The sequence below is a fragment of the Bradyrhizobium sp. B097 genome (assembly GCF_038957035.1).
Lineage (GTDB): Bacteria > Pseudomonadota > Alphaproteobacteria > Rhizobiales > Xanthobacteraceae > Bradyrhizobium.
In genome coordinates this window covers 1,532,282-1,552,438 of record NZ_CP152412.1, presented here as the reverse complement: position 1 = coordinate 1,552,438, position 20,157 = coordinate 1,532,282, and the positions used below count along the sequence as shown (strand labels likewise).

General features: G+C 64.8%; 24 protein-coding genes. 12 read left to right on the top strand and 12 right to left on the bottom strand.

The window, feature by feature from the left end:
• Positions 1–96: 96 nt before the first annotated feature.
• The 3 genes from AAFG07_RS07100 (at position 97) to AAFG07_RS07090 (ending at position 1,289) form a co-directional block, all read left to right on the top strand.
• The gene (locus AAFG07_RS07100; RefSeq protein WP_342726609.1) at positions 97–474 is read left to right on the top strand and encodes a hypothetical protein; all 378 of its coding nucleotides are present in this window, start codon (positions 97–99) and stop codon (positions 472–474) included.
• A gap of 137 nt (positions 475–611) precedes the next feature.
• Positions 612–776 (top strand): DUF3309 family protein, encoded by a 165-nt coding sequence (locus AAFG07_RS07095; protein WP_176533426.1) that lies wholly within the window; start codon positions 612–614, stop codon positions 774–776.
• A 222-nt stretch (positions 777–998) separates the two neighbouring features.
• Entirely contained in the window at positions 999–1,289 is a 291-nt protein-coding gene (locus AAFG07_RS07090) for a hypothetical protein (protein WP_097673192.1), read from the top strand.
• Positions 1,290–1,453: 164 nt separating this feature from the next.
• Here AAFG07_RS07090 and AAFG07_RS07085 read toward each other — a convergent pair whose 3' ends face one another.
• Positions 1,454–2,014 (bottom strand): DUF4112 domain-containing protein, encoded by a 561-nt coding sequence (locus AAFG07_RS07085; RefSeq protein ID WP_342726608.1) that lies wholly within the window; start codon positions 2,012–2,014, stop codon positions 1,454–1,456.
• Between the two features lie 76 nt (positions 2,015–2,090).
• Entirely contained in the window at positions 2,091–3,053 is a 963-nt protein-coding gene (locus AAFG07_RS07080; RefSeq protein ID WP_342726607.1) for a helix-turn-helix domain-containing protein, read from the bottom strand.
• Positions 3,054–3,290: 237 nt separating this feature from the next.
• On the opposite strand from AAFG07_RS07080, the gene AAFG07_RS07075 reads away from it, so the two are divergent.
• Both AAFG07_RS07075 and AAFG07_RS07070 read left to right on the top strand, forming a co-directional pair.
• Positions 3,291–3,533 (top strand): hypothetical protein, encoded by a 243-nt coding sequence (locus AAFG07_RS07075; RefSeq protein WP_342726605.1) that lies wholly within the window; start codon positions 3,291–3,293, stop codon positions 3,531–3,533.
• Between the two features lie 79 nt (positions 3,534–3,612).
• Positions 3,613–3,858: a hypothetical protein gene (locus AAFG07_RS07070; protein WP_342726604.1), complete on the top strand. Its 246-nt coding sequence runs from the start codon at positions 3,613–3,615 to the stop codon at positions 3,856–3,858.
• Positions 3,859–4,176: 318 nt separating this feature from the next.
• Here the strand turns inward: AAFG07_RS07070 and AAFG07_RS07065 are convergent, their stop codons facing one another.
• From AAFG07_RS07065 to AAFG07_RS07045, 5 genes are all read right to left on the bottom strand, one after another.
• Complete coding sequence (locus AAFG07_RS07065) at positions 4,177–4,587, bottom strand: cyclic nucleotide-binding domain-containing protein (protein WP_342726603.1); 411 nt, start codon at positions 4,585–4,587, stop codon at positions 4,177–4,179.
• Positions 4,588–4,608: 21 nt separating this feature from the next.
• Complete coding sequence (locus AAFG07_RS07060) at positions 4,609–6,231, bottom strand: inorganic phosphate transporter (RefSeq protein ID WP_342726602.1); 1,623 nt, start codon at positions 6,229–6,231, stop codon at positions 4,609–4,611.
• A 282-nt stretch (positions 6,232–6,513) separates the two neighbouring features.
• Entirely contained in the window at positions 6,514–6,948 is a 435-nt protein-coding gene (locus tag AAFG07_RS07055) for a DUF5413 family protein (protein WP_223969681.1), read from the bottom strand.
• A gap of 192 nt (positions 6,949–7,140) precedes the next feature.
• The gene (locus AAFG07_RS07050) at positions 7,141–8,676 is read right to left on the bottom strand and encodes a hypothetical protein (RefSeq protein ID WP_342726601.1); all 1,536 of its coding nucleotides are present in this window, start codon (positions 8,674–8,676) and stop codon (positions 7,141–7,143) included.
• A 35-nt stretch (positions 8,677–8,711) separates the two neighbouring features.
• A complete protein-coding gene (locus tag AAFG07_RS07045; protein ID WP_342726600.1) occupies positions 8,712–10,004 on the bottom strand; it encodes an adenylosuccinate synthase in 1,293 nt (430 codons plus the stop codon).
• Positions 10,005–10,353: 349 nt separating this feature from the next.
• Between AAFG07_RS07045 and ybaK the strand changes: the two genes are divergently transcribed.
• Positions 10,354–10,836: a Cys-tRNA(Pro) deacylase gene (gene ybaK / locus AAFG07_RS07040; protein ID WP_092117318.1), complete on the top strand. Its 483-nt coding sequence runs from the start codon at positions 10,354–10,356 to the stop codon at positions 10,834–10,836.
• A gap of 83 nt (positions 10,837–10,919) precedes the next feature.
• Here ybaK and AAFG07_RS07035 read toward each other — a convergent pair whose 3' ends face one another.
• The 3 genes from AAFG07_RS07035 to AAFG07_RS07025 are packed head-to-tail and all read right to left on the bottom strand — an operon-like array spanning position 10,920 to position 13,157.
• Complete coding sequence (locus AAFG07_RS07035) at positions 10,920–11,138, bottom strand: hypothetical protein (protein WP_092117320.1); 219 nt, start codon at positions 11,136–11,138, stop codon at positions 10,920–10,922.
• A 38-nt stretch (positions 11,139–11,176) separates the two neighbouring features.
• Complete coding sequence (locus AAFG07_RS07030) at positions 11,177–12,541, bottom strand: cytochrome P450 (RefSeq protein WP_342726599.1); 1,365 nt, start codon at positions 12,539–12,541, stop codon at positions 11,177–11,179.
• The gene (locus tag AAFG07_RS07025; RefSeq protein WP_342726598.1) at positions 12,501–13,157 is read right to left on the bottom strand and encodes an acyl-homoserine-lactone synthase; all 657 of its coding nucleotides are present in this window, start codon (positions 13,155–13,157) and stop codon (positions 12,501–12,503) included. The genes AAFG07_RS07030 and AAFG07_RS07025 overlap by 41 nt, the downstream gene beginning before the upstream one ends.
• 79 nt (positions 13,158–13,236) lie before the next feature.
• On the opposite strand from AAFG07_RS07025, the gene AAFG07_RS07020 reads away from it, so the two are divergent.
• The 5 genes from AAFG07_RS07020 to AAFG07_RS07000 all read left to right on the top strand — a co-directional run bounded on the left by AAFG07_RS07020 (position 13,237) and on the right by AAFG07_RS07000 (position 18,212).
• Positions 13,237–14,010 carry a LuxR family transcriptional regulator gene (locus AAFG07_RS07020; protein ID WP_342726597.1) on the top strand — a complete coding sequence of 258 codons (774 nt, stop codon included), beginning with the start codon at positions 13,237–13,239 and terminating at the stop codon, positions 14,008–14,010.
• 338 nt (positions 14,011–14,348) lie between these two features.
• Positions 14,349–14,735, top strand: a complete 387-nt coding sequence (locus AAFG07_RS07015) for a hypothetical protein (RefSeq protein WP_342726596.1) — start codon at positions 14,349–14,351, stop codon at positions 14,733–14,735.
• A 290-nt stretch (positions 14,736–15,025) separates the two neighbouring features.
• The gene (locus AAFG07_RS07010) at positions 15,026–15,952 is read left to right on the top strand and encodes a DMT family transporter (RefSeq protein ID WP_342726595.1); all 927 of its coding nucleotides are present in this window, start codon (positions 15,026–15,028) and stop codon (positions 15,950–15,952) included.
• 82 nt (positions 15,953–16,034) lie between these two features.
• On the top strand, positions 16,035–16,844 hold the full coding sequence (locus AAFG07_RS07005) for an MlaD family protein (RefSeq protein WP_212316138.1): 810 nt from the start codon (positions 16,035–16,037) through the stop codon (positions 16,842–16,844).
• 213 nt (positions 16,845–17,057) lie between these two features.
• The gene (locus AAFG07_RS07000) at positions 17,058–18,212 is read left to right on the top strand and encodes an alpha-hydroxy acid oxidase (RefSeq protein ID WP_342726594.1); all 1,155 of its coding nucleotides are present in this window, start codon (positions 17,058–17,060) and stop codon (positions 18,210–18,212) included.
• Between the two features lie 190 nt (positions 18,213–18,402).
• Here AAFG07_RS07000 and AAFG07_RS06995 read toward each other — a convergent pair whose 3' ends face one another.
• A complete protein-coding gene (locus tag AAFG07_RS06995; protein WP_342726593.1) occupies positions 18,403–18,807 on the bottom strand; it encodes a hypothetical protein in 405 nt (134 codons plus the stop codon).
• Positions 18,808–18,881: 74 nt separating this feature from the next.
• Here AAFG07_RS06995 and AAFG07_RS06990 point away from each other — a divergent pair, with 74 nt between their 5' ends.
• On the top strand, positions 18,882–19,505 hold the full coding sequence (locus AAFG07_RS06990) for a TetR/AcrR family transcriptional regulator (protein WP_342726592.1): 624 nt from the start codon (positions 18,882–18,884) through the stop codon (positions 19,503–19,505).
• 150 nt (positions 19,506–19,655) lie between these two features.
• On the opposite strand, the gene AAFG07_RS06985 is transcribed toward AAFG07_RS06990, so the two are convergent.
• Positions 19,656–20,057: a DUF1330 domain-containing protein gene (locus AAFG07_RS06985; protein WP_342726591.1), complete on the bottom strand. Its 402-nt coding sequence runs from the start codon at positions 20,055–20,057 to the stop codon at positions 19,656–19,658.
• Positions 20,058–20,157: the final 100 nt, after the last annotated feature.

Here is a 20,157-nt window from a genome sequence, read left to right as displayed (position 1 = left end):
AACAATTTCTCCGCCCCGCGCGACCAAGAACCGGTCGCGAGGGGTTTTGTTTTGGCGCGGCCGTCCTTCCGCGCGCGTAAACACAAGGAAATTTTGATGTCGCCAATTCCAGCAAAGCTATTGTTTGGTCTCGGTCTTGCCAGCGTGGTCATCGGGAGCGCGGTGAGCATGCCGGCCTTCGCCGCCGACAAGATCTCGCTGTTCAAGGTCATCACCTCCAAGGACGAAATCGTCATCGGCCTGACGGATGCCGATCTGGCGCAGGTCGAAGGCCAGAATGCCGGCGGCATCGCCAAGATGCTGGTCGCCAAGGGCTCGATGAGCGTCTGGCAATATGCCGTGCACAAATCCGCCTCCGGCGAGCTCGAACAGGCGCCGCTGCACAAGGTCGGCCTGATCGCCAGCGACTCGCTGCGGGTCGAGCCCTACCCGACGCCGCTGAAGGTGCTGCCGATCGACGAAAGTAAGAAGTAGCCGCCCCGGCACCCAAGAACATCCTCGTGATCGGCCGGCGGCCTTAACGACTCGCGCCCCGGAATGTGCTTTGCTCCGAATTCGCGGGGCCGTAGGCGTCTCGCCGTGCGGCTGCCGCCTGTTCTGAGGAGGGCGCCATGTCGCTTGGACTGATCCTCATCATCCTCCTGCTGATTATCCTGCTGGGCGGCTATAGCGGCCGCATCCGCGGCTATGGCTATGGTCTCGGCCACTCCGGAATGGGCCTTTTCGGGGTGATTTTGATCGTGGTCGTGATCCTGGCCTTGCTCGACAAGATTTAATTGCTGTAAGCCATTGAAATTGATGGAGTTATTTTGATTGACCGCGTGCTATGCGCGGATTCAGCATGTGCCCTGCCGGGGGCGCTTCTGGGGTCGCATTTTTGTCAAAGAGGCCTATATTAGGGATCGAAATGACATGTACGGCGCGCCGCCGATTATAGGCCGCCGTCCCCCAAAATCCCTTTCGCCGCTCTATGCCAAGAACACAAGAGGTCGTCGACCATGCGTCCCCTGCGTCCGTTCAACTATAACACGTCCGCTGAACTGTTCCCCGCCGCGATCCGCAAGAAGAAGCGGGCCGGCTTCGCCTATCGCCGTTTCGGCACTGCTGCCGAGGCCGTGCAGTTCGCGATGGAGCAGCTGCCGGCGGATTCGCTGAACGGCGCCTATCTCCAGGTCGAGGAAGCCCGTTTCGACCAGAACGGCATCCGTTCGCTGTATGAGAGCGAAGGCTTCCCGCTGCCGCGCCGTCCGCGCGCTGAGCCGGCCCAGACCGACGCCGACGCCGCGTAGACTTTCTACTCGTCGCTGAACGAAAAGCCCTCGGACCGATCCGGGGGCTTTTGTTTTGGGAGCTAGAGCGTTTTCGAGCGAAGTGGATACCGGTTCGCGTGAAGAAAACGCGTCAAAACAAGAATCGTGAGCCCCGTTCCGATTCAATCGGAACGGAATAGGCTCTAGAGTCTGGGCTGCTTGTCGAGCCAGCGCCGCAGCATCCGCACATTGCGGATATTGGCGCGGAACATGACGTCGAAGGCATCGCCCGCCACCGGCACCATGCCGACCACGCCGTCGACGGCGACATTGGCAAGCATCCGCGCGGTGATGTGCCAGGGCGCACCCAGCAAGCGGGCTTCTCGCACCAGCCACAGCGAGATCGCGGTGGTGATGAGATCGCCGATCACCGGGATCAGGCCGATCAGCCCGTCGATGCCGTAGCGGACATTGGTGCCCGGCACGACGAAGGCGACGTCGAGCAGCTTTGCGATCATCTCCAGCCGCGCGAGCCGTTCCTCGCGCGTCAGATTGCCGAACGGGTTGGCGGTGGAGTTGCGCAAGTCGAAGCGGAAGCCTTCCTGAAAGGCTCCCTGAAAACCTTGGAACTGCGGATGCAGCGGGCCATCGCCGAGCTCGCGCCCGTCCTGATCGATGACCTTGCCGCGCGCCTGCGCCCCGCCGAAGGGCGGTCGCGATCGCGTGGCGTGGGGGGAGAAAATGTCGTCGTCGGGCATGGCCATCACATGGTAACGCGGGCAGGTGGTTCAAGTTGCGTCACATTACCACTGTGTCACATTCAAGGCCGTTCAAGCCTCGTCACGTGCCCCGCGCCGCCGACGGCGTCAGACCGAAGCGGCGGCGGAAGCAACGGTTGAAGTAGGACAGATCGTTGAACCCGCAATCGAAGGCGATGTCGCTGATCCGCCGCTCGCTGTCATGGACCAGCAATTGGGCAGCTTTCGTCAACCGCAATTCGGTCAGCCGCATGGTGAAGCTCGCGCCCGCCTCGTAGAGCAGCTCGTTGACATAGCGCTCCGACAGGCCCGTCGCGGCGGCGAGCTTGTGCGCGGAGAAATCCGGCTCGGTGAAGCGCTTGGCGAGGATCATCAGCAGCGACTTCAGCCTGACCGCGCGAAGCCCGCGGCGTTGCGCTGCGGCCGCAAGATCTCCGCGGGCGCCGAGGCCGAGGGCTGCGAGATCGAGCAGATGCGCGGCGATGGAGAAGCCGGCCTCGTCGACGGCATCGGGCGATCGCAGCAGCAGGTCGCTATAGTCCATCGCCAGCGACAGCGCGCCGCCCGGCGCGAGCTCGCGGCCGACCAGGTCATCGACCCCGGTGACCATGGACCGCAACGTCGCCATCGGCAGATGGACGTTGGTGAAGCGCTTGTGGTGGGCGCCGTCGGCGGTGAAGAACGGCTCGTCGAGCTTGAGCAGCACCATCGCGCCCGGCCGCATCTGGAATTCGCGCCCGCGATGCGTCACGACCGAGGCGCGATCGCCGGTGTTGCGCGCCAGGCAATAACGGTCGTCATTGGTCGCCAGCACCTGGCGCCGCTCGCGCCGTACGGTGGTGAAGCTGCCGTTGCAACGGCCGAGCAGGGTGGTGCCGATATGGATCGAGTTCATCGTCGCGCGAAACGGCACCGCCGGTGACGGATCGAGCTCGCCGGTGTTGGAGAAATGCTCGAACAGTTCGGCGAAGAACATGTAGCGCTGCCGCTCGCCCAGACCGGGCGGCAGCATGTCGGTCGACAGCCTTTTCTTGATGACGGACATCGGAAGGACGGGACCAAGGTGCTGGCCGGCAGTCTGGCCACCACGAGATGAACGGAAGATGAAAGCAACCGGCCCTGTGCACAGCGCCGGACAGTCCAAGTCCGGAATCCTCCGGCGCTTCCCAGTCCAAGACGCGCGTGACGCCGGAGGCTTAACGATGGCGCCGGCTCGCAGCCAGGAAAGACCACTCAAAGTGAGCCCCCGCACACAAGCGGCCCAGCCAGAGGAGACAATGAGATGAAGACTTCCGCGATCCGCAAGGTGCTGCTCGGGGTTGCGATCGCCACCAGCATGGGGGTCGGCTACGCGATCGGCGCCCAGCCGCACATGGACGAGAGCCTTGCAATGCTGCAATCGGCGCGCGCCGAGCTCACCAGGGCGACGCCGAACAAGGGCGGTCACCGTGAGCGTGCGCTCAGCCTGATCGATCAGGCGATGGGCGAGGTGCGTGCCGGCATCGCATTCGCCGGCGGCGGCTAGGGCATGATCCGAATAAGTGCGCCACGGATTTTTGAAGAGATCAACGAATGACTTTTGGCATCAGCAGAGGACGACACTCATGACCAGATTGATTGCGGCCGCCTTCCTTCTTGCGACGATCGGCAGCGCCGGCGCCATGCCGCTCGCACCGGTTACACCCACCCAGAATTCCGATGTCATCGCGGTCGCCGGCGGCTGCGGCGGCGGCTGGCATCGCGGTCCCTATGGCGGCTGCCGCCGCAACTACGCGCGGCCGTGGATGCATGCCTGTCCGCGCGGCTGGTATCTCGGCCCGGGCGGCCGCTGCCGCGCCAACGGCACCTGAGCATTTCAACGTGCGGCCTTTTGCATCACGCCGGCGGCGGGCTGAAACGTCCGCCGCTTTTGCGTTCGATGTTCGCCTCGCTGGAGCACGATGATTTTTGGTTGAATCAGCCCGAGCCGCAGACTCGTTTCGCCTCTCCCGCTTGCGGGGGAGGCCGACGCGCGACGAGCGACGCGAAGCGTCGTCCGGAGCGCGGCGGGTGGGGGCTCTCTCCGCGATGGGATTCGTGGCAATACCCCCACCCCAGCCCTCCCCCGCAAGCGGGAGAGGGAGCGCAGTGTCCTTGCGGTCGCCGGCTTAACCTAACTTCATCAGGCTCTAGAACACGCCCTTGTTCATGGTTCTGAGCCGCTGGGCCAGCGTCCTCATCACCTTCAGGGCAAAATGCGGCGTCTGGCTCACGAGGAAGAGGAACTGCTTTTCCGAGACCGGGACGAGCTCGACATCCGTGAGCGCCGTGGCGGTCGCACTCCTCGGCTCATTGTCGATCAACGCCATTTCGCCAAAGATCGTGTCGGCCGGCAAGTCCGCCATGGTCTTGTTGCCGACCTGAATGCGCACATAGCCGCTCTTGATCACGAACAGCTCGTTGGCCTCCTCACCCTCGCGAAAAATAATGCCACCGGCCCGGACCAGGCGGGTTTCGATATCGTTGCCCGTCAGAAGGCTGAAGCTTGCATCTGCCACTCGAAATTCCTTTCCCCGAACCCGGATGCAGATCTCGTGCATCCGATTGCCTTGCTGCTCCGGCTAGAACAAATGCGCGAACACGAAGTAGAGAATGCCCGAGATCAGCATCGCCACCGGCAGGGTCAGAACCCAGGCCATGGCGATGTTGCGGATGGTCGACCATTGCAGGCCGGACCCGTTTGCGGTCATGGTGCCTGCGATGCCGGACGACAGCACATGCGTCGTCGACACCGGCAGGCCGTATCCGTCCGCCGCGGCGATGGTCGCCGCCGCCGTGATCTCGGCGCAGGCACCCTGCGCGTAGGTCAGATGGGTCTTGCCGATCTTTTCACCCACCGTCACGACGATCCGCTTCCAGCCAACCATCGTACCGAGGCCGAGCGCGATGGCGACCGCAATCTTCACCCAGGACGGAATGAATTTGGTCGCGGCATCCAGCGAGCCCTTGTAGCGATTGAGCGTCGCGACATCAGCATCGTTCAGCCCACTGTCGCTGCTCTTCATGAGCGAGCGCAGCGCCTCCGATACCAGATACATGTCGTTACGCGTGTTGCCGACGGTCTCGGCCGGGAATTTCGCCAGCGAACCGTACTGAATGACCTGGTCGCGGATTTCGCTGACGAGAACGGCGAGTGACGGATAGGTAGCGTCAGTGAGTTGTCGAAGCGCGATGTAGTTCGTCACCGCCGGACGCGGATTGCCCGTCACCTTGCGATCGGCCCCCTTATCCTCGATCACCTTGCTCGCCGCCGCCGAATTCGCGGTGAATGCATCGATCTGGCTAGCAGGCATCGCGCGGTTGAGTGCGTAAGCGGTCGGGACCACGCCGATCAAGATAAGCATGATGAGACCCATGCCTTTTTGACCGTCGTTCGACCCGTGAAAGAAGCTGACCATTGTGCAGGTCAGGATCAGGATGCCGCGGATCCACCACGGCGGCGGCTGATCGCCTTTCGGCTCGCCGAACAGCGCCGGTGTTGCGCGCAACAGCGCGGTTTTCAGCCCATAGAGCAGGATGGCAGCGAGCGCAAATCCGAACAGCGGCGACAGCAGCAGCGCCTTGCCGGTGTTGACGGCCTGCGACCAATCCACACCGGACGTCCCTTCCCTTCCGTGCATCAGGGCATTCGCGATACCGACGCCCATGATCGATCCGATCAGGGTGTGCGAGCTCGAGGCGGGCAATCCAAAGTACCAGGTGCCCACGTTCCAGATGATGGCGGCGATCAGCAGCGCGAACACCATCGCGAAGCCGGCGCTGCTGCCGACCTGAAGGATCAATTCGACCGGCAACAGCGAGACGATGCCGAAGGCAACGGCGCCGCTGGAGAGCAGGACACCGATCAGATTGAAGAGCCCCGACCAGACGACGGCAATGTGAGCCGGCATCGAACGCGTGTAGATCACGGTCGCGACGGCGTTCGCCGTGTCGTGAAAGCCGTTGACGAATTCGAAGCCGAGCGAGATCAGCAGCGCGACGAACAGCAGCAGGAACGCGAGATAGGAAGTCTTGCCCGCTCCCGTCGCGCCGACATCCGCGTAGATGCTGTAGGCCACGAACAGCAGCGCGGCGCCGATCACGCCGAGATAGATGATGCCGGTGAGAGGATGAAAGCCTTTCTCGAGATCGGGCCCGCCGCTACGCGCAGGCTCGATCGAACCAGGTAACGCTACATCGCTCATGGATCGCCCTCACGGCCGCGGGAGGACAAAAGCGGCCATGTGACATTGGGACTATGTTTGCATGACGCCCATGTGACAGTTCCATGAAAGACGATGCGCGCGATTTGCAGCCGGGCGCCTAATATATTGACAAGATTACTATAATAGCGCGAGCGGCCGCGGCCGTGCGTTAGACACGGCTTCCTGTCCGGCGACGATGCGCTCATTGCGCCGACGGTCAGAAATCGCCGATCGCGTCAAAGCCGGCGACTTCTGCTTTCCGAAATGCAATGCGTACACGCCCTAATGCTGGGATGCCGGCGTCGCCGGCACGTGCTGCTCTTCGGCATATTTGTGCGCCAGCCAGGATGTGATCACGCCCGGGATGAAGCCGACCAGCCCATAGAGGATGAACTGCACGGCGCCGCTTTCGGAGCCGTGCGAGGCGTAAGTCAGCGCCGCGCCGACGAACGCCACGAGACCTACGATCAGCATCCGCACCGTCGGCGTGATCCGCCGCATGTGCATCAGGATGTCGTCGATTGCGCCAAACATCAGCGACGGCACGATGCCGAACAGATAATTGTACTGCAGCGACTTCACGAACACGACGAGCAGCTTCGCCACTTCGCCGCCATTGGTCTCGGTCCAGTAGCCGGACTGATAGGTGGTCATGAGCAGCAGCAGGAAGCCGCCGATGAACGGCCCGATGGCTGCGAAGATCAGATAGCGTTTCATGGCGTGCCCCTGCCCGACATCAGGCGAGTGTAACGCAGTCACGCGACGGTTCTAGGGAAAATCGAAAGCGCCCGGTAATGTTCCGGGATCATCGCGTCGATGCGCTGCAACAGCCGGACTTCGCTGCGATACGGAATCGCCCGGACTCAGCCGGGCGATGAGAGCGTGAATACGAGGTGAGCGCTGAAGCTGTTACTCACCCCACGCCGCGAAGGCGTCGTTGAAGGCACGCTCGCCGGGGGCGCCCTTTTCGATCGCGATGATGGCGCGGCGCTGGTTGGTGTAGACCAGCGGCACGTCGAACCAGGAGCGCTCCTTCAAGAGCTGCAAATTCCGCGAGCGGTCGGCGTCGACGTTGGAGAGCCCAACCAGGAAGAAGCCGTCGGTGACCTTGACCGCGAGCCCGGCCAGCGGCGTGCCGCGCGCCTGCTCGTTGGACTTCATCAGGATGCCCGGCACGTTGCCGACGCCGCCATTGGCGAAGTCCTGCGGCAGGATGAAGGTCAATTCCGCGGTATGGCTCGCCGGCAGCGATGAATCCGTGTTGCGGCGGAACGACATCGTCATCTTGAACTTGCGATCGGGGATGTCGATGTCGGCGCGCACGGCGATGTCGGGCTTCTGGTTGCCCGAGCCCTTGACCTGCTCGGTGCGCCAGACCACCGAACCGACATATTGCTTGCCCTTCGGATCCGACGGGTCCTCGTCATAGAGCACCACGCGCTGCGCCACCGGAGCGACCGGCTCGCCGGACGACGACGGCTGGCCGACGCGGTCGGTGATCTTCTTGCTCGAAGGCGTCGCCGCGGCGTCCTTCGGCGCCTCGACGGGGGCCGAGGATTTGAACAGGCTGCTGACGAGGGTGGCGGCCTGCTGGTGGAACAGAAAGCCGGTGCCGACCAGGATCAGCAGGATGCCGATCGCGATCGCGGTCTTGAACGGGAACATCGAACCGACACGCGGCCGCTTCGGCTCGCGCTCGGCATTGCTGACCCGCGCGCGTGGCGGCGGCGGCGCCTGGGGCGGCTGCGGGGCGTAGCGCTCCGCCTCCTCGATCGACTCGTCGTAGGAATACGGCGCCTCGGGATCGCCGCCGCGGTTTTCGAGGCTCGGCTCGAGCCGGTCGAATTCCGGCGAGGGCGACGGCACGTTGGCGTAGGTCTTGCGCGCGTTGCGGCTGGCTTGCGCCGCAGCACGCCCGAGATCGTCGGCGTCGGCGGTAATGTCGCGGAAGCCGCGCACACCCGGGGCGGCCGGCGGCGTCGGGGGCGGCGCGCCTTCGGGGCCACGGCGCGGCGGCGCCGGCCGGGTATCGGTGCCGGCAGCAACCTGCGGGTTCTGCGGCCGCGGCGGGGCCGGCGGCGGCGCATCGGGGCGCAAATTGCGCGGCGGGCGGGTTTCGGCCGGCGGCCGCGGGCGCGCGGCATTGTCCTCGGGCGGACGGGGATTGGCCCGGCGCAGCGGGTCGCTGCTGCGGGCCGCCCCGCCGCCGGGGCGCGAGGCCTCGCGGGCGCGCTGCGCGGCCTCGGACTCGACCTTGCGCACCGCCTCTTCCAGCGACAGCCGCTCGCGGGTGATCTCGGATTCGGAGAGCGGCGGCTGCACGCCGCGGAGTTGCTGGATCAACGCCGTCCGCGCCCGCGCATACAGCGCACGGCGGGCTTCGCCGGGGGCGTTGGGGTCCAGTCCGGCGATGGCACGGGCGATCAGCGGGTAGTAGTCAGCCATTTCCACACAATTGGTGGGATATAGGTAATATCCCGTTAAGCCTCGAACGGATTCTGTACCAGAATAGTATCTTCACGTTCCGGACTGGTGGAAAGCAGGGTGACCGGGCACCCCACCAGCTCCTCGACCCGGCGGACATATTTGATGGCCTGGGCCGGCAGGTCCGCCCAGGACCGCGCATTGGCGGTCGGCTGCTTCCAGCCCTCGATGGTCTCATAGATCGGCTCGATGCGGGCCTGCGCGCCCTCGCCCGCCGGCAGGTGGTCGATTTCCTTGCCGTCGAGCTTGTAGCCGATGCAGACCTTGATGCTGTCGAACCCGTCGAGAATATCGAGCTTGGTCAGCGCCAGCCCGGCAATTCCGCAGGTACGAACGGTCTGCCGCACCAGCATCGCGTCGAACCAGCCGACCCGGCGCTTGCGCCCGGTGTTGACGCCAAATTCCTTGCCGCGGCGGCCGATTTCCTCGCCGATCTCGTCGTTCAGCTCGGTCGGGAACGGACCCTGGCCGACCCGGGTGGTGTAGGCCTTGCAGATGCCCAGCACATAGCCGACTGCGCCCGGACCCATGCCGGTGCCGGTTGCGGCCTGCGCCGCCACCGTGTTGGACGACGTCACATAGGGATAGGTGCCGTGGTCGACGTCGAGCAGCGCGCCCTGCGCGCCCTCGAACAGGATGCGCTTGCCCTCGCGGCGCTTGATATCCAGCAGCCGCCACACCGTCTCGGCATACGGCAGCAGTTTCGGCGCGAACGCCGTCAGTTCGGCGAGGATGCCCTTGCCGTCGATCTCCTCCAGATTGTTGCCGCGGCGCAGCGCATTGTGGTGCGCCAGCAGGCGTTCGATCTTGTGCGGCAGGGTATCGAGATCGGCGAGATCCATCAGGCGGATGGCCCGGCGGCCGACCTTGTCCTCATAGGCCGGGCCGATGCCGCGGCGGGTGGTGCCGATCGAGGTGACGGCGTTGGAGGATTCGCGCAGCGAGTCGAGCTCGCGATGCAGCGGCAGGATCAGCGTGACGTTCTCGGCGATCCGCAGATTGTCCGGTCCGACCGCAACGCCCTGCCCCCTCAGCTTGGCGACCTCGTCGAGGAAGGCCTGCGGATCGAACACCACGCCATTGCCGATCACCGCGAGCTTGTTCGGGCGCAGCACGCCGGAGGGCAGCAGCGCCAGCTTGTAGGTCTCGCCATTGATCACGAGCGTATGGCCGGCATTGTGGCCGCCCTGGAAGCGCACGACGATGTCGGCCTGTTCCGACAGCCAGTCGACGATCTTGCCCTTCCCCTCGTCACCCCATTGGGCGCCGACGACGACAACATTGGCCATTGCGAAGATGTTCCCTTCAGGTGTTTCAGAGACCATGATCGCGGCGAAAACGCGTCCGCCCACAGCGACCATGCATGATATGCCCAGCCCAAACCGCGGCGCCCGGCCGCGCGCACGCAAGGCGCCTACCGGATAAAGGAAGCGGGTCGGCTGCGCAAGCAAGAAGGGGGTCGTTTGCGCCTTTTAGAGGGGCGACAAGCCTTTGATATCCCCTGAAAATTCCATGCTGCACCCGGCCGTTCCGGACTGGCGGGAATTTAATGTTGGCGCCGCCTTGGGCTGACCGTACGGCCGATTGATCGCCGGGCCCATTGCGGCGATCATTCGGCCGTATCAACCGGCCCGGACCATGCCCAATTCAACACAAGCGACGATTGCGCTGCGCAAGCTAGGCATTGCCTTCAAGCTCCACACCTATGTCTACGATTCCAGCGCCGAGAGCATCGGGCTGCAGGCGGCGGAGGCGCTCGGGGTCGACCCGAACCGCATGCTCAAGACGCTGATGGCGGAGGTCGACGGCAAGCCGGTCTGCGCCGTGGTGCCGTCCGACTGCGAGGTCAGCATGAAGAAGCTTGCCGCAGCCCTCGGCGGCAAGTCGGCCAGGATGATGCGCCCGGCCGATGCCGAGCGGCTGACCGGCTACCATGTCGGCGGCATCAGCCCGTTCGGCCAGAAAAAGAAAGTGCCGACCGCGATCGACGAGACCGCGCTCACCCATGTCACCGTGTTCGTCAATGGCGGCCAGCGCGGCCTGCAGATCGAGATCGATCCGAACGACGCCGCGCTTGCCGCCGGCGCCACGATGAAGGCGCTGGTGGCGACGCAGGATTAGAGCTTCGGTTGAATCAGAATCGAAGCTCTGGATTCTTGTCTTGACGCGTTTTCTTCACGCGAACCGATGCCCACTTCGCGCGATCAATGCGAGGGCTTGTCCCTGTTGAACTCCGCGCCGACATAGTCGGACAGGCCGGACAATTCCTCCGCCGAAATATCGTTGACGTTGAGCCTGAGCTGCATGATCGCGAGGTCGAGCAGATGTGCGGCGAAGGTCGCACCGGCCGCCGTCACGATGCTGCGCTGCTCGATCAACACCGCGATGACGTCGCGCAAGCTGCGCATTTGCACTTGATCCATGGCCCTTTGCCCGATGCTGGCCGTCGTGATGTGTGTGGTCATTGGGATACCGATTGTAATGTGCTGATGGACGCCGCGCTGGCGGATGAAATGTATGGCAGCCGCTCGGCTTCCTCACCGAGATGCAGGATGCGCGATGGCAGCTCGCGGACTTCGATGTCGATCGTCATCGGCGGCGGAATCAGCGTCACCGAGGCTTTCGGCCAGGGCGCCGGATTCGGGCTGACGGCGGTGAAGCGATAGGCCGCCGCGATCTCGAGCGCGAGCAATTGCAACTCGAGCATCGCAACTCCCATCCCGGCGCAGGCGCGCGGGCCGGCGCCGAACGGGATGTAGGCGTCGGTGTTGTAGCGCCGCGTCATCAGGAAGCGGTCGGGATCCTCGAAATGCCTGGGATCGCGCTGCAATTGCCAGGGACAGATCAACAGCGAGGTGCCGACCTTGAGGTCGCGCCCGCCGATCGTCACCGGCTGCATCACCTCGCGCGAGAACCACCAAGCGCTGGGATAGAGCCGGCAGACCTCCTTGACAAACGTCGCGCTCAGATTGGCGCGCTTCACCGCGTCAAGTCGCAGCTCGCCGTCGTCGCCAAGGCACTCCGCCGCCTCGTCGGCAATGTCGTCCATCAAAGCGGGATCGGCGGCCATCTGGTAGAACATCCACGCCGCCGTCGAACCGGTGGTGTGATGGCCGGCCAGCAGCAGTGTCAGGATCTCGTCCTCGAGATCGCGATCGCTCAGGCCGAGCGCCTCGAGATCGCGCAGCGCGCTGCTCGAGCCCGCCTTGCGGCGCAGGCGTTGCACCACCGTCGACATGGCAAGCTTGGCGCAGACCCGGTTCTGCCGGCGCCGGTACCAAGCCACCGGACCGAACGGCAACGCGCGGAACATCTCCTCGGCCAGATCGTCCTCGATCACGCCGACGGCCTGAACCAGCGCTTCCTCGTCGCCGGACGACATCACCTGGGAGCCGAAGATCGCGACGCAGATCGTCCGCAGCGCCAGCATCGCGGTGACATGGTGCGGATCGAACGATCCGAGCCGCGCCAGGCTGGCGCCGACCGCGCGGATCTCGGCGCACATATGCGGCAGGAATTTCTCGACGCTGCCCTTGGCCATGTGCTTCTGCAACACCGTCCGCCGCCGCTTGTGCTCCTCGCCGCTCAGCATCAGCGAGCTGCGGCCGAGCACCGGCGTCAGCTTCTTGATCAGCTTGCCCTTTCCGATGTCGGTCTCCGGCGCCTTGAGGATCGGGCGCAGCAGATCGGGATCGTTCACCAGAAAGACGGGCGCAGGACCGAGCCGCAGGGGCACGAGCCCGAGCTCGGCCTCGTTGCCGCGCGTCAGCAGCAGACGCAGCGGGTCACGCTGGAATGCTCGAACGTCCGAGAACATGTGAGGCATCGTGAATCTCCAATTGCCGTCCAAGGTCGAGGAATTTGGTCAGGCCGGGATTGTCGGCGAGACCAAGCGGGATTTCTCCGGCGAGCGCCGTCAGCGGGCGGCCCATGCGATCATTGCCGATCACCTGCGGCGGGCCGTAGCGGCGGGTGCGGATCTCCATGCGGGTGAGAAAGCGCTCGTAGGAAAGGTCGGCGAGCGCCACGAGCGCGGCGGCCCCGCGCAGCTCGGCGAAGCGGAACATCAGCGCGTAATTCACGCGTGCCGTCCACGACCTCGCGACACCAGGCAGCACGCCGAACCGGCTGATTTCCCAGGCGTCGCGGCGGCTCGGAAAGCGGCGCACTGCAAGCTGCGGGAATACCGACTTGGTCAGATAGGGATAGTCGGTGCGGATCGCCCGGAAGCCGCCGACCAGCTCGGCGCCTGAGAACAACAGGCAGTGCTCGGTATACCAGCTGTCGAACTGATCGCGTTCGACGTCGCCGGTCGTGCTCAGAAGCCAGCCGCAATGGTCGACGAACAGCCGCTTGCGCAGCCGCAACATCGCCCCGACATGCGCCGGATCAAGCTCTTCCCTGGTGATGAGTGCATGATATCCGTCCAATGAATGCGGCATTATCCTTTCCTCCAAATGCGGAACATCTGGAACGAAAGGGGTTAACTGTGGTACCCCCGGAAACCGGGGGTTTTAGTCAATGGGCCTGGTAGACGCGATTTCAACCATCGAGGCGTCGGACACCATCGACGAGCTCAGCTCGTCATTGCACCGTGTCATCCAGAACTACGGCTTCTCGGGCTTCGCCTTTGTCGATGCCGGCCGGCCCGACCTTGATCTGCCCTATCATGTCGGCACCTTTCCCGACGCCTGGAAGCGGGCGTATGTGCAGAACGAGTTCGTCCATGCCGATCCGGCGCTGGCGCGGTCGCGACGCACCAACACGCCGTTCAGCTGGAGCAGCCTGAAGCTGCCGGAGCGAAGCGGACACAAGCGGGCGCCCGAGGTCAAGACGATGGATGCCGCCCGCGAGTTCGGATTCAAGGACGGCTTCGTGGTACCTTTCCATTATCGCGACCGGCTCGGCGCCGTGCATTCGAGCTCGACGGTGTTCTTCTGGGAAGACCAGCCGCGCGACTTCGACAAACTGTTCATCTGCCATCGCCATGAACTGCATCTGTTGATGATCTACTGGGTGCAGCGGGCGATGGACATCGTCAACCGCGACCAGCGCAACGCGCCGACCATTCTCAAGCCCGCCGACGCCGCCGAGACCATCAAGCTCACGGCACGGGAGAAGGAAGTGATCGCCTGGGCGGCGCGCGGCAAGACCGTGGCCGACACCGCGCAGATCCTCGGCATTTCGCCGGAGACGGTGGAAGGCTTCATCAAGCAGGCGCTGCGCAAGCTCGAGGCCTCCAACAAGACGCACGGGGTGGCGAAGAGCATCGCGCTCGGGATCATCGACCTGTGAGCGACAACGCCGCGAACTGTGGCGAGGTCACACATCCGGGTTGGATTTTCTTCAACGATCACCCCCAGATTGCATTCGCGTACGATCTTGATAATAAGGCTGCGGCCTGATGACAGGGATTTCAGACCATGGGTGCGTATTGCAGTGCCCGCCCGGCGCGACTGCCGAGCTGTCGTGAAGCACGGATCGTCCTGCACGTTGCCCGGTGCGCCGGGACCGATTGTCGACCCGGGTGATCCGTAGAAGTCCCGTCACGACGAACCGCTGTTCCATTTGCTACCAATCATCGTCGCGGACATGCTGTCGACGGACGTAGCTGGAGGTCGCCCAAGCGCACCATGAGCACATCGCAGGACGACCAGATCGATCAACTGGTGCAGGCGCGCTGGCGCGCAATCGGGCTGTCGCAGGCAGATCTCGCCGAGATCCTGTGCGCGGGGGCCTCCCTGCAAAAGAACGGCGTGGACGGCACCGTCAAAGTCGATACCGGCCGCCTGGCGACCGTCGCCGAAATGCTCGGGATCGCCGCGGACATCCTCAATCGCCGGCCCGCCACCACAGCGCAGACACAAGGCGGCCAGGCGTCGGAATCGCTGCAATCCTTGCTCGAGCTGCGCATGCTGCGGGTGTTCCGCGACGTCAAGGACCCCGACACCAAGCGGATCCTGATCGAGCTCGCCGAGCAGATCGTCAAGCGCCAGACCACGCCGCCGGAGACCGGCTAGAACATAATCCGGAAAAGTGCGAAGCGGTTTTCCCTCGCGACAAACGCGGAACGCGTTTGCGCGGAGATCATGCTCAAACAAGCGGCTTGTGGCGGATCGCCGTGTGCCGGCCGGCCTGGCAAAGCGTCGTTGCGCTTTCCGTAAGGGGCCTTCGCGCATGGTCGCGATGCGTCGATCACCATTGATAGAACGGTGGAATCCGTGTCTGTGACAGGGTGCCGGGGCGATCCATACCGGCCCGGCGACGGCCGGGCGGGCGGGCCGCGGCGTCGTGAACCCGGGCCCTTCGCATGTCTGCCACCGATTCCACCACAACGCCTGCGTCCGGCTCCTGGATCGCCAACCAGCCATATCTCTTGCTCTGCATCACCGCGATGTGCTGGGCCGGCAATGCGATCGTCGGCCGGCTCGCGGCCGGCCATATTCCGCCGGTGACGCTGTCGTTCCTGCGCTGGTTCGTGGCGTTCCTGATCATCCTGCCGTTTGCCTGGAAGCACCTCGCCAGCGACTGGCCTGCGATCCGCAAGAATCTCGGCATCATGATGCTGCTGTCGATGACCGGCATCAGCGCCTTCAACACACTGCAATACTGGGCGCTCGAGCACACCCAGGCGCTCAACACGCTGCTGCTGCAATCCTCCGTGCCGCTGATGGTCGCGCTGTGGTCGCTGATCCTGCTCGGCGCGCGGCTAACGCTGGCGCAGTTCTGCGGCGTGTTGCTGTCGCTCGCCGGCGTGCTGGTCATCCTGCTGCACGGCGATCTCACGACGCTGTCGAAGATCGAGTTCAACAAGGGCGACCTGATCTTCATCGCCGCGCTGGTGATCTTCGCGCTGTACTCGGTGCTGACCCTGAAGCGGCCCAAGATCCACGGGCTGTCGGTCGCGGCTTTCACCTTCGGCTGCGGCGCGCTGTTCCTGATCCCGTTCCTGATCTGGGAACTCGGCACGCGTCCGGTGATGCAGCTCACCACCAGCAATCTGCTGTCGCTGTTCTATGTCGCGGTATTCCCCTCGACGGTGGCCTATCTGTGCTTCAACCGCGGTGTGCAGCTGATCGGCGCCAACCGCGCCGCGCCGTTCTTCCACATGGTTCCGGTGTTCGGCACCATCATGTCGATCGTGTTCATCGGCGAGCATCCGCAGGCCTTCCATTTCATCGGCTTCGCGCTGGTGCTGGCCGGCGTCTTCGCGGCGTCGCGGAGGCAGTCGGCCTGATCTTGCCCGCCGGAGGCGCGGTGACTATCGGCGGCAAATCCGCTATCTCTTGAGGTCTGCTTCGCGGACAGGTCCCCAACGCATGGCGCGCGCCAGCAATCTCGTGATCGGCACCCTGACGCTGGCTTTGATCGCCGGCTCGCTCGGCGGCTGGCTGGGCTATCAGCGCTATGCCGGCATCAAGCGGATGGTGCCGTTCCGCGTCGTGTTCGAGGGCTCGGCCTCCGGCCTGCGCCGCGGCGGCAGCGTCAACTTCGCCGGCGTGCGGATCGGCGAAGTGGTCTCGATCAGGCTCGACCGTCACCGCGTGGTGGCGATGACGCGGATCGAGGGCAACGCCCCAATCAAGAAGGACACCCAGGTCGGCCTCGAATTCCAGGGCCTCACCGGGATCGCCTCGATCTCCTTCACCGGTGGTACCGACGATGCTCCGCCGCCGCCGCTCGGCGCCGACGGCATTCCCGAGCTGACCGCCGATGCCGAAGGCACGATGGGCATTCAGGAGAAACTGCGGGTCGCGCTGCGCAATGTCGACCGCGTCATCACCGAGAACGAGGCCGACATCAAGGACTCGCTGCTCGGGCTCGAGAACTTCACCAACTCGCTGTCCGGCAATGGCGAGCTGATCGCGGGCTTCATCGATGCCGCCGAGGACGGCGTCGACGCGGTCGACAGCAAGTTGACGTCCGCCGACAAGTTCCTGAAGAGCTTCGGCAGCGACAAGTATGGCGGCGAGCTGTTGCCGACCGTGATCTCGTTGCGCGAGCTGATCCAGAGTTTTGACAAGAAATCCGGCGCCATGATCGCCGAAACCCGCAGGACGCTCAGCGACGTCAGCCAGTCCGTCAACAAGTTCAACGAAAAAATTGTCGGGCGCGGCGGCAGGCGCTAAAGCGCAATGAGATTGGGTTGAATCATCATTGCGCTTTAGCTCTTCGTTTCTTTTGAGCATGATCTTTTCGGAAAACCGCTTCACACTTTTCCGGATCATGCTCTAACCTGAAGCTCCAACCAAGAACCAAGAACAACGGAAACACTCGACGTGCACGACCGGACCGCAGCCGCTTCCCCGCCTCCCGCAACCGTCAACCGCGCGGCGAGCGCCGTGCCCCGGCATTTGCGCCGCTATCTCACGCTCGACGATTTCGAGCCGCAGGCGCGGCGGCTGCTGCCGAAATTCCTCTACGGCTACATCTCCGGCGGCGCCGAGACCGACGCAGCGCGGTCAGACAATCGCCGGGCATTCGACGAATACGGCTTCGTGCCGCGGGTGCTGAAGGACGTCTCCGGCCGCGACCAGACCACGACGCTATTCGGCAAGACCTACGCCTCGCCGTTCGGGATTCCGCCGATGGGCTCGTCGGCGCTGTGCGCCTATCGCGGCGACATCGTGCTGGCGCGCGCCGCGGCGGCGGCCAATGTGCCGATGATCCTCTCGGCCTCCTCGCTGATCACGCTGGAGGACGTCCGCGCCGCCAACCAGCAGGCCTGGTACCAGGCCTATCTCGCCGGGCTCGACCAGCGCATCGAGCCGCTGGTCGATCGCGTCGCGGCGGCCGGCTACGACACCTTCGTCGTCACCGCCGACGTACCGGTGCCGCCCAACCGCGAGAACAACATCCGCAACGGCTTCCAGGTGCCGCTCGAGATCACGCCGCTTGTGTTCTGGGACACCATCACCCATCCGGACTGGCTACTGAACACCTGGGCACGCACCGTGTTCAATCACGGCATGCCGCATTTCGAGAACATGGACGCCAAGCGGGGCCCGCCGGTGCTGTCCAAGAATTTGATGCGCAACATCGGCAGCCGCGACCAGCTCGCCTGGAAACACGTCGAGCTGATCCGCAAGCGCTGGCGCGGCAAGCTCGTGGTCAAGGGGCTGATCTCGCCGGAGGATGCGCGGCTGGCGCGCGAGCACGGCTGCGACGGCGTGATGGTCTCCAACCATGGCGGCCGCCAACTCGACTACACCGTGTCCGGCCTGCGCACGCTGCCGGAGATCGCGGCGCAGAAGGGCGACATGACCGTCATGGTGGACGGCGGCATCCGCCGCGGCACCGACGTGATCAAGGCGCTGGCGCTCGGTGCGGACTTCGTCTGGATCGGCCGCCCGTTCCTCTACGGCGCCGTGGTCGCCGGCGAGGCCGGCGTGTCGCGCGCGATCTCGCTGCTGCACGCCGAGATCGACCGCGATCTCGCGCTGCTCGGCATCCGCAGCCTGAAAGAGATCACCCCCGACCTGGTGCGGAAATACTGAGACGATTGCATCCGCAACGGAACTACGGTCCCCTCTCCCGCTTGCGGGGGAGGGTTAGGGTGGGGGTATCTCTGCTTGCGACAGAGTCGTTGTGTGGCGACAGCCCCTACCCGCTGCGCCCTTCGGGCACAGCAACCTAAGAGCGAGCTTCGCTCGTCTCGACCCCGCAAGCGGGAGAGGTAAGAAGCGGTCACGCGTAGCGCGCCGCGCCCATGCAGAGTGCGGTGACCGCGAGCAGCGCGGCCGCGATGCGCTGGGCGACCGCGAGCCGCGAACGCGCGGCTGACGGTTCGGCCGCGCCATTGCGCAGCTGCCGGATAGCGCCGCCGCCGACGATGATCTGCACGGCAATGGCGGCCAGCGCGGCGAGCTCGGCGCCCGCCAGGATCTGCTCCGACAGCGCGAATGAGCCTTCATGGACCAGGCGCCACAGCGTAGCGCCGGTCACGATCGCAACCGTCGCCGCGCCGATTTGCGGGACCAGCAGCTTCTCGCCACCGAGGCCGCCGGTACGCGCCAAGGTGAAGCTGGAGCCGGCCCAAAACACCGATGACAGGACGTGAAGGGACAGGGCTATGATGAGGACGGTCTGCATGATCTCGCTCCAAAGGGCATTGAGAATTAGATATACATAATGTATAGTCAATCAGACGAAAGCAAGGCCAGCCGATGCCGCCGCGCAGTTATGTGAGCCCGGCGCGCAGCGCTGCCGCCGCCGAGACCCGGGAGCGCGTGATCGAGGCCGCCTCGCGCACGCTGCGCGAAGGCGAGAGCATTGCGCGCTTCTCGCTGGATACGGTGGCGAAGGCCGCCGGCGTGACGCGGCTGACGGTCTATAACCAGTTCGGCTCGCGGCGCGGACTGCTCGAAGCCGTGTTCGACGAGATCGCGCGCCATGGCGGGCTGCATCAGCTCGCCGACGCCATGGCGATGGCCGATCCGCGCGCCGCGCTCGACCGCATGGTCGAGATCTTCTGCGGCTTCTGGAGCCGCGATTCCGCGGTCGGACGCCTGCACGACGCGATGGCGACCGATCCCGAATTCGCCGAAGCCGTGCGCGAGCGCAACGAGCGCCGCCGCCGCGGCATCACCGCATTGGTCGACCGCATTGCGGGCAAGAGCGCGCCGCCGCAGGCTCGCAACGATGCCGTCGACCTGATCTTCGCGCTGACAAGCTATCCGACCTTCGCCTCGCTGAGCGGGGGACGGTCGCGGGATGAGGTCTGCCGGGTGGTGCAGCGGGCCTGCCACGCGGCGCTGGCGCCGCTCCTACTCTCAAACCCGTCATCCTGAGGTGCGAGCCTTGCGGCGCAATTGCGCCGCTGGGCGAGCCTCGAAGGATGAATCGGCCACAGTCGAGCCGTCGACCCTTCGAGACGCGCTTCGCGCTCCTCAGGTGACGGGGATAGATATGAGTGTGCGGCCACCAAGGGCGCGTGCGCCTCACCCCACCTTAAACTTGCTGTAGGCCTCGCGCGTCGCGATGATGACGTGCTCCTCGCAGCCGTTGCGGCGATGCGGGTCGCAGCGGGTCTCGTAGTCGGCCGAGGTCATCATGTCGAGGAAGGCGGCGACGCTCGGGTAGTGGACCAGCGCGAGGTAGTCCCAGCGCTGGCCGGCCGGCTCGCCCAGCGCGACCGTCTCGGCGCTGCCGGTCCAGAGCAGCGTGCCGCCGCGGGCCTTGATCATGGGGACGGTGAGCGCGCTGTAGCGCAGATAGGCATCCCAGCCCGAGCCGTCGCCGTCGAGCGACCGCTGGCGAAATCGCATCAGATTGACCATCACGACCGGAGCCTCTTGATCCAGTTCGCTCAAGCCTTTGACGTTCAAGAGATCGACACCCATCCACCAGCTCCCGCCCAAAATCACATCAGCCCGGGGCCGGGTCGGTCCGGCCGCAACGATTATGTCACATCGCAGGACTACCCTGAAATGCCGGCAGGCC

What these genes read in the sequence shown, in the direction of transcription:
- AAFG07_RS07060 (WP_342726602.1), bottom strand. Translation starts at nt 6,231, where the DNA reads ATGAGCGATGTAGCGTTACCTGGTTCGATCGAGCCTGCGCGTAGCGGC.
- AAFG07_RS07020 (WP_342726597.1), top strand. Translation starts at nt 13,237, where the DNA reads ATGGGCCTGGTAGACGCGATTTCAACCATCGAGGCGTCGGACACCATC.
- AAFG07_RS07090 (WP_097673192.1), top strand. Translation starts at nt 999, where the DNA reads ATGCGTCCCCTGCGTCCGTTCAACTATAACACGTCCGCTGAACTGTTC.
- AAFG07_RS07010 (WP_342726595.1), top strand. Translation starts at nt 15,026, where the DNA reads ATGTCTGCCACCGATTCCACCACAACGCCTGCGTCCGGCTCCTGGATC.
- AAFG07_RS06985 (WP_342726591.1), bottom strand. Translation starts at nt 20,057, where the DNA reads ATGGGTGTCGATCTCTTGAACGTCAAAGGCTTGAGCGAACTGGATCAA.
- AAFG07_RS07075 (WP_342726605.1), top strand. Translation starts at nt 3,291, where the DNA reads ATGAAGACTTCCGCGATCCGCAAGGTGCTGCTCGGGGTTGCGATCGCC.
- AAFG07_RS06995 (WP_342726593.1), bottom strand. Translation starts at nt 18,807, where the DNA reads ATGCAGACCGTCCTCATCATAGCCCTGTCCCTTCACGTCCTGTCATCG.
- AAFG07_RS07035 (WP_092117320.1), bottom strand. Translation starts at nt 11,138, where the DNA reads ATGGATCAAGTGCAAATGCGCAGCTTGCGCGACGTCATCGCGGTGTTG.
- AAFG07_RS07045 (WP_342726600.1), bottom strand. Translation starts at nt 10,004, where the DNA reads ATGGCCAATGTTGTCGTCGTCGGCGCCCAATGGGGTGACGAGGGGAAG.
- AAFG07_RS07080 (WP_342726607.1), bottom strand. Translation starts at nt 3,053, where the DNA reads ATGTCCGTCATCAAGAAAAGGCTGTCGACCGACATGCTGCCGCCCGGT.
- ybaK (WP_092117318.1), top strand. Translation starts at nt 10,354, where the DNA reads ATGCCCAATTCAACACAAGCGACGATTGCGCTGCGCAAGCTAGGCATT.
- AAFG07_RS07085 (WP_342726608.1), bottom strand. Translation starts at nt 2,014, where the DNA reads ATGGCCATGCCCGACGACGACATTTTCTCCCCCCACGCCACGCGATCG.
- AAFG07_RS07095 (WP_176533426.1), top strand. Translation starts at nt 612, where the DNA reads ATGTCGCTTGGACTGATCCTCATCATCCTCCTGCTGATTATCCTGCTG.
- AAFG07_RS07070 (WP_342726604.1), top strand. Translation starts at nt 3,613, where the DNA reads ATGACCAGATTGATTGCGGCCGCCTTCCTTCTTGCGACGATCGGCAGC.
- AAFG07_RS07025 (WP_342726598.1), bottom strand. Translation starts at nt 13,157, where the DNA reads ATGCCGCATTCATTGGACGGATATCATGCACTCATCACCAGGGAAGAG.
- AAFG07_RS06990 (WP_342726592.1), top strand. Translation starts at nt 18,882, where the DNA reads ATGCCGCCGCGCAGTTATGTGAGCCCGGCGCGCAGCGCTGCCGCCGCC.
- AAFG07_RS07055 (WP_223969681.1), bottom strand. Translation starts at nt 6,948, where the DNA reads ATGAAACGCTATCTGATCTTCGCAGCCATCGGGCCGTTCATCGGCGGC.
- AAFG07_RS07050 (WP_342726601.1), bottom strand. Translation starts at nt 8,676, where the DNA reads ATGGCTGACTACTACCCGCTGATCGCCCGTGCCATCGCCGGACTGGAC.
- AAFG07_RS07030 (WP_342726599.1), bottom strand. Translation starts at nt 12,541, where the DNA reads ATGCCTCACATGTTCTCGGACGTTCGAGCATTCCAGCGTGACCCGCTG.
- AAFG07_RS07005 (WP_212316138.1), top strand. Translation starts at nt 16,035, where the DNA reads ATGGCGCGCGCCAGCAATCTCGTGATCGGCACCCTGACGCTGGCTTTG.
- AAFG07_RS07100 (WP_342726609.1), top strand. Translation starts at nt 97, where the DNA reads ATGTCGCCAATTCCAGCAAAGCTATTGTTTGGTCTCGGTCTTGCCAGC.
- AAFG07_RS07015 (WP_342726596.1), top strand. Translation starts at nt 14,349, where the DNA reads ATGAGCACATCGCAGGACGACCAGATCGATCAACTGGTGCAGGCGCGC.
- AAFG07_RS07065 (WP_342726603.1), bottom strand. Translation starts at nt 4,587, where the DNA reads ATGCACGAGATCTGCATCCGGGTTCGGGGAAAGGAATTTCGAGTGGCA.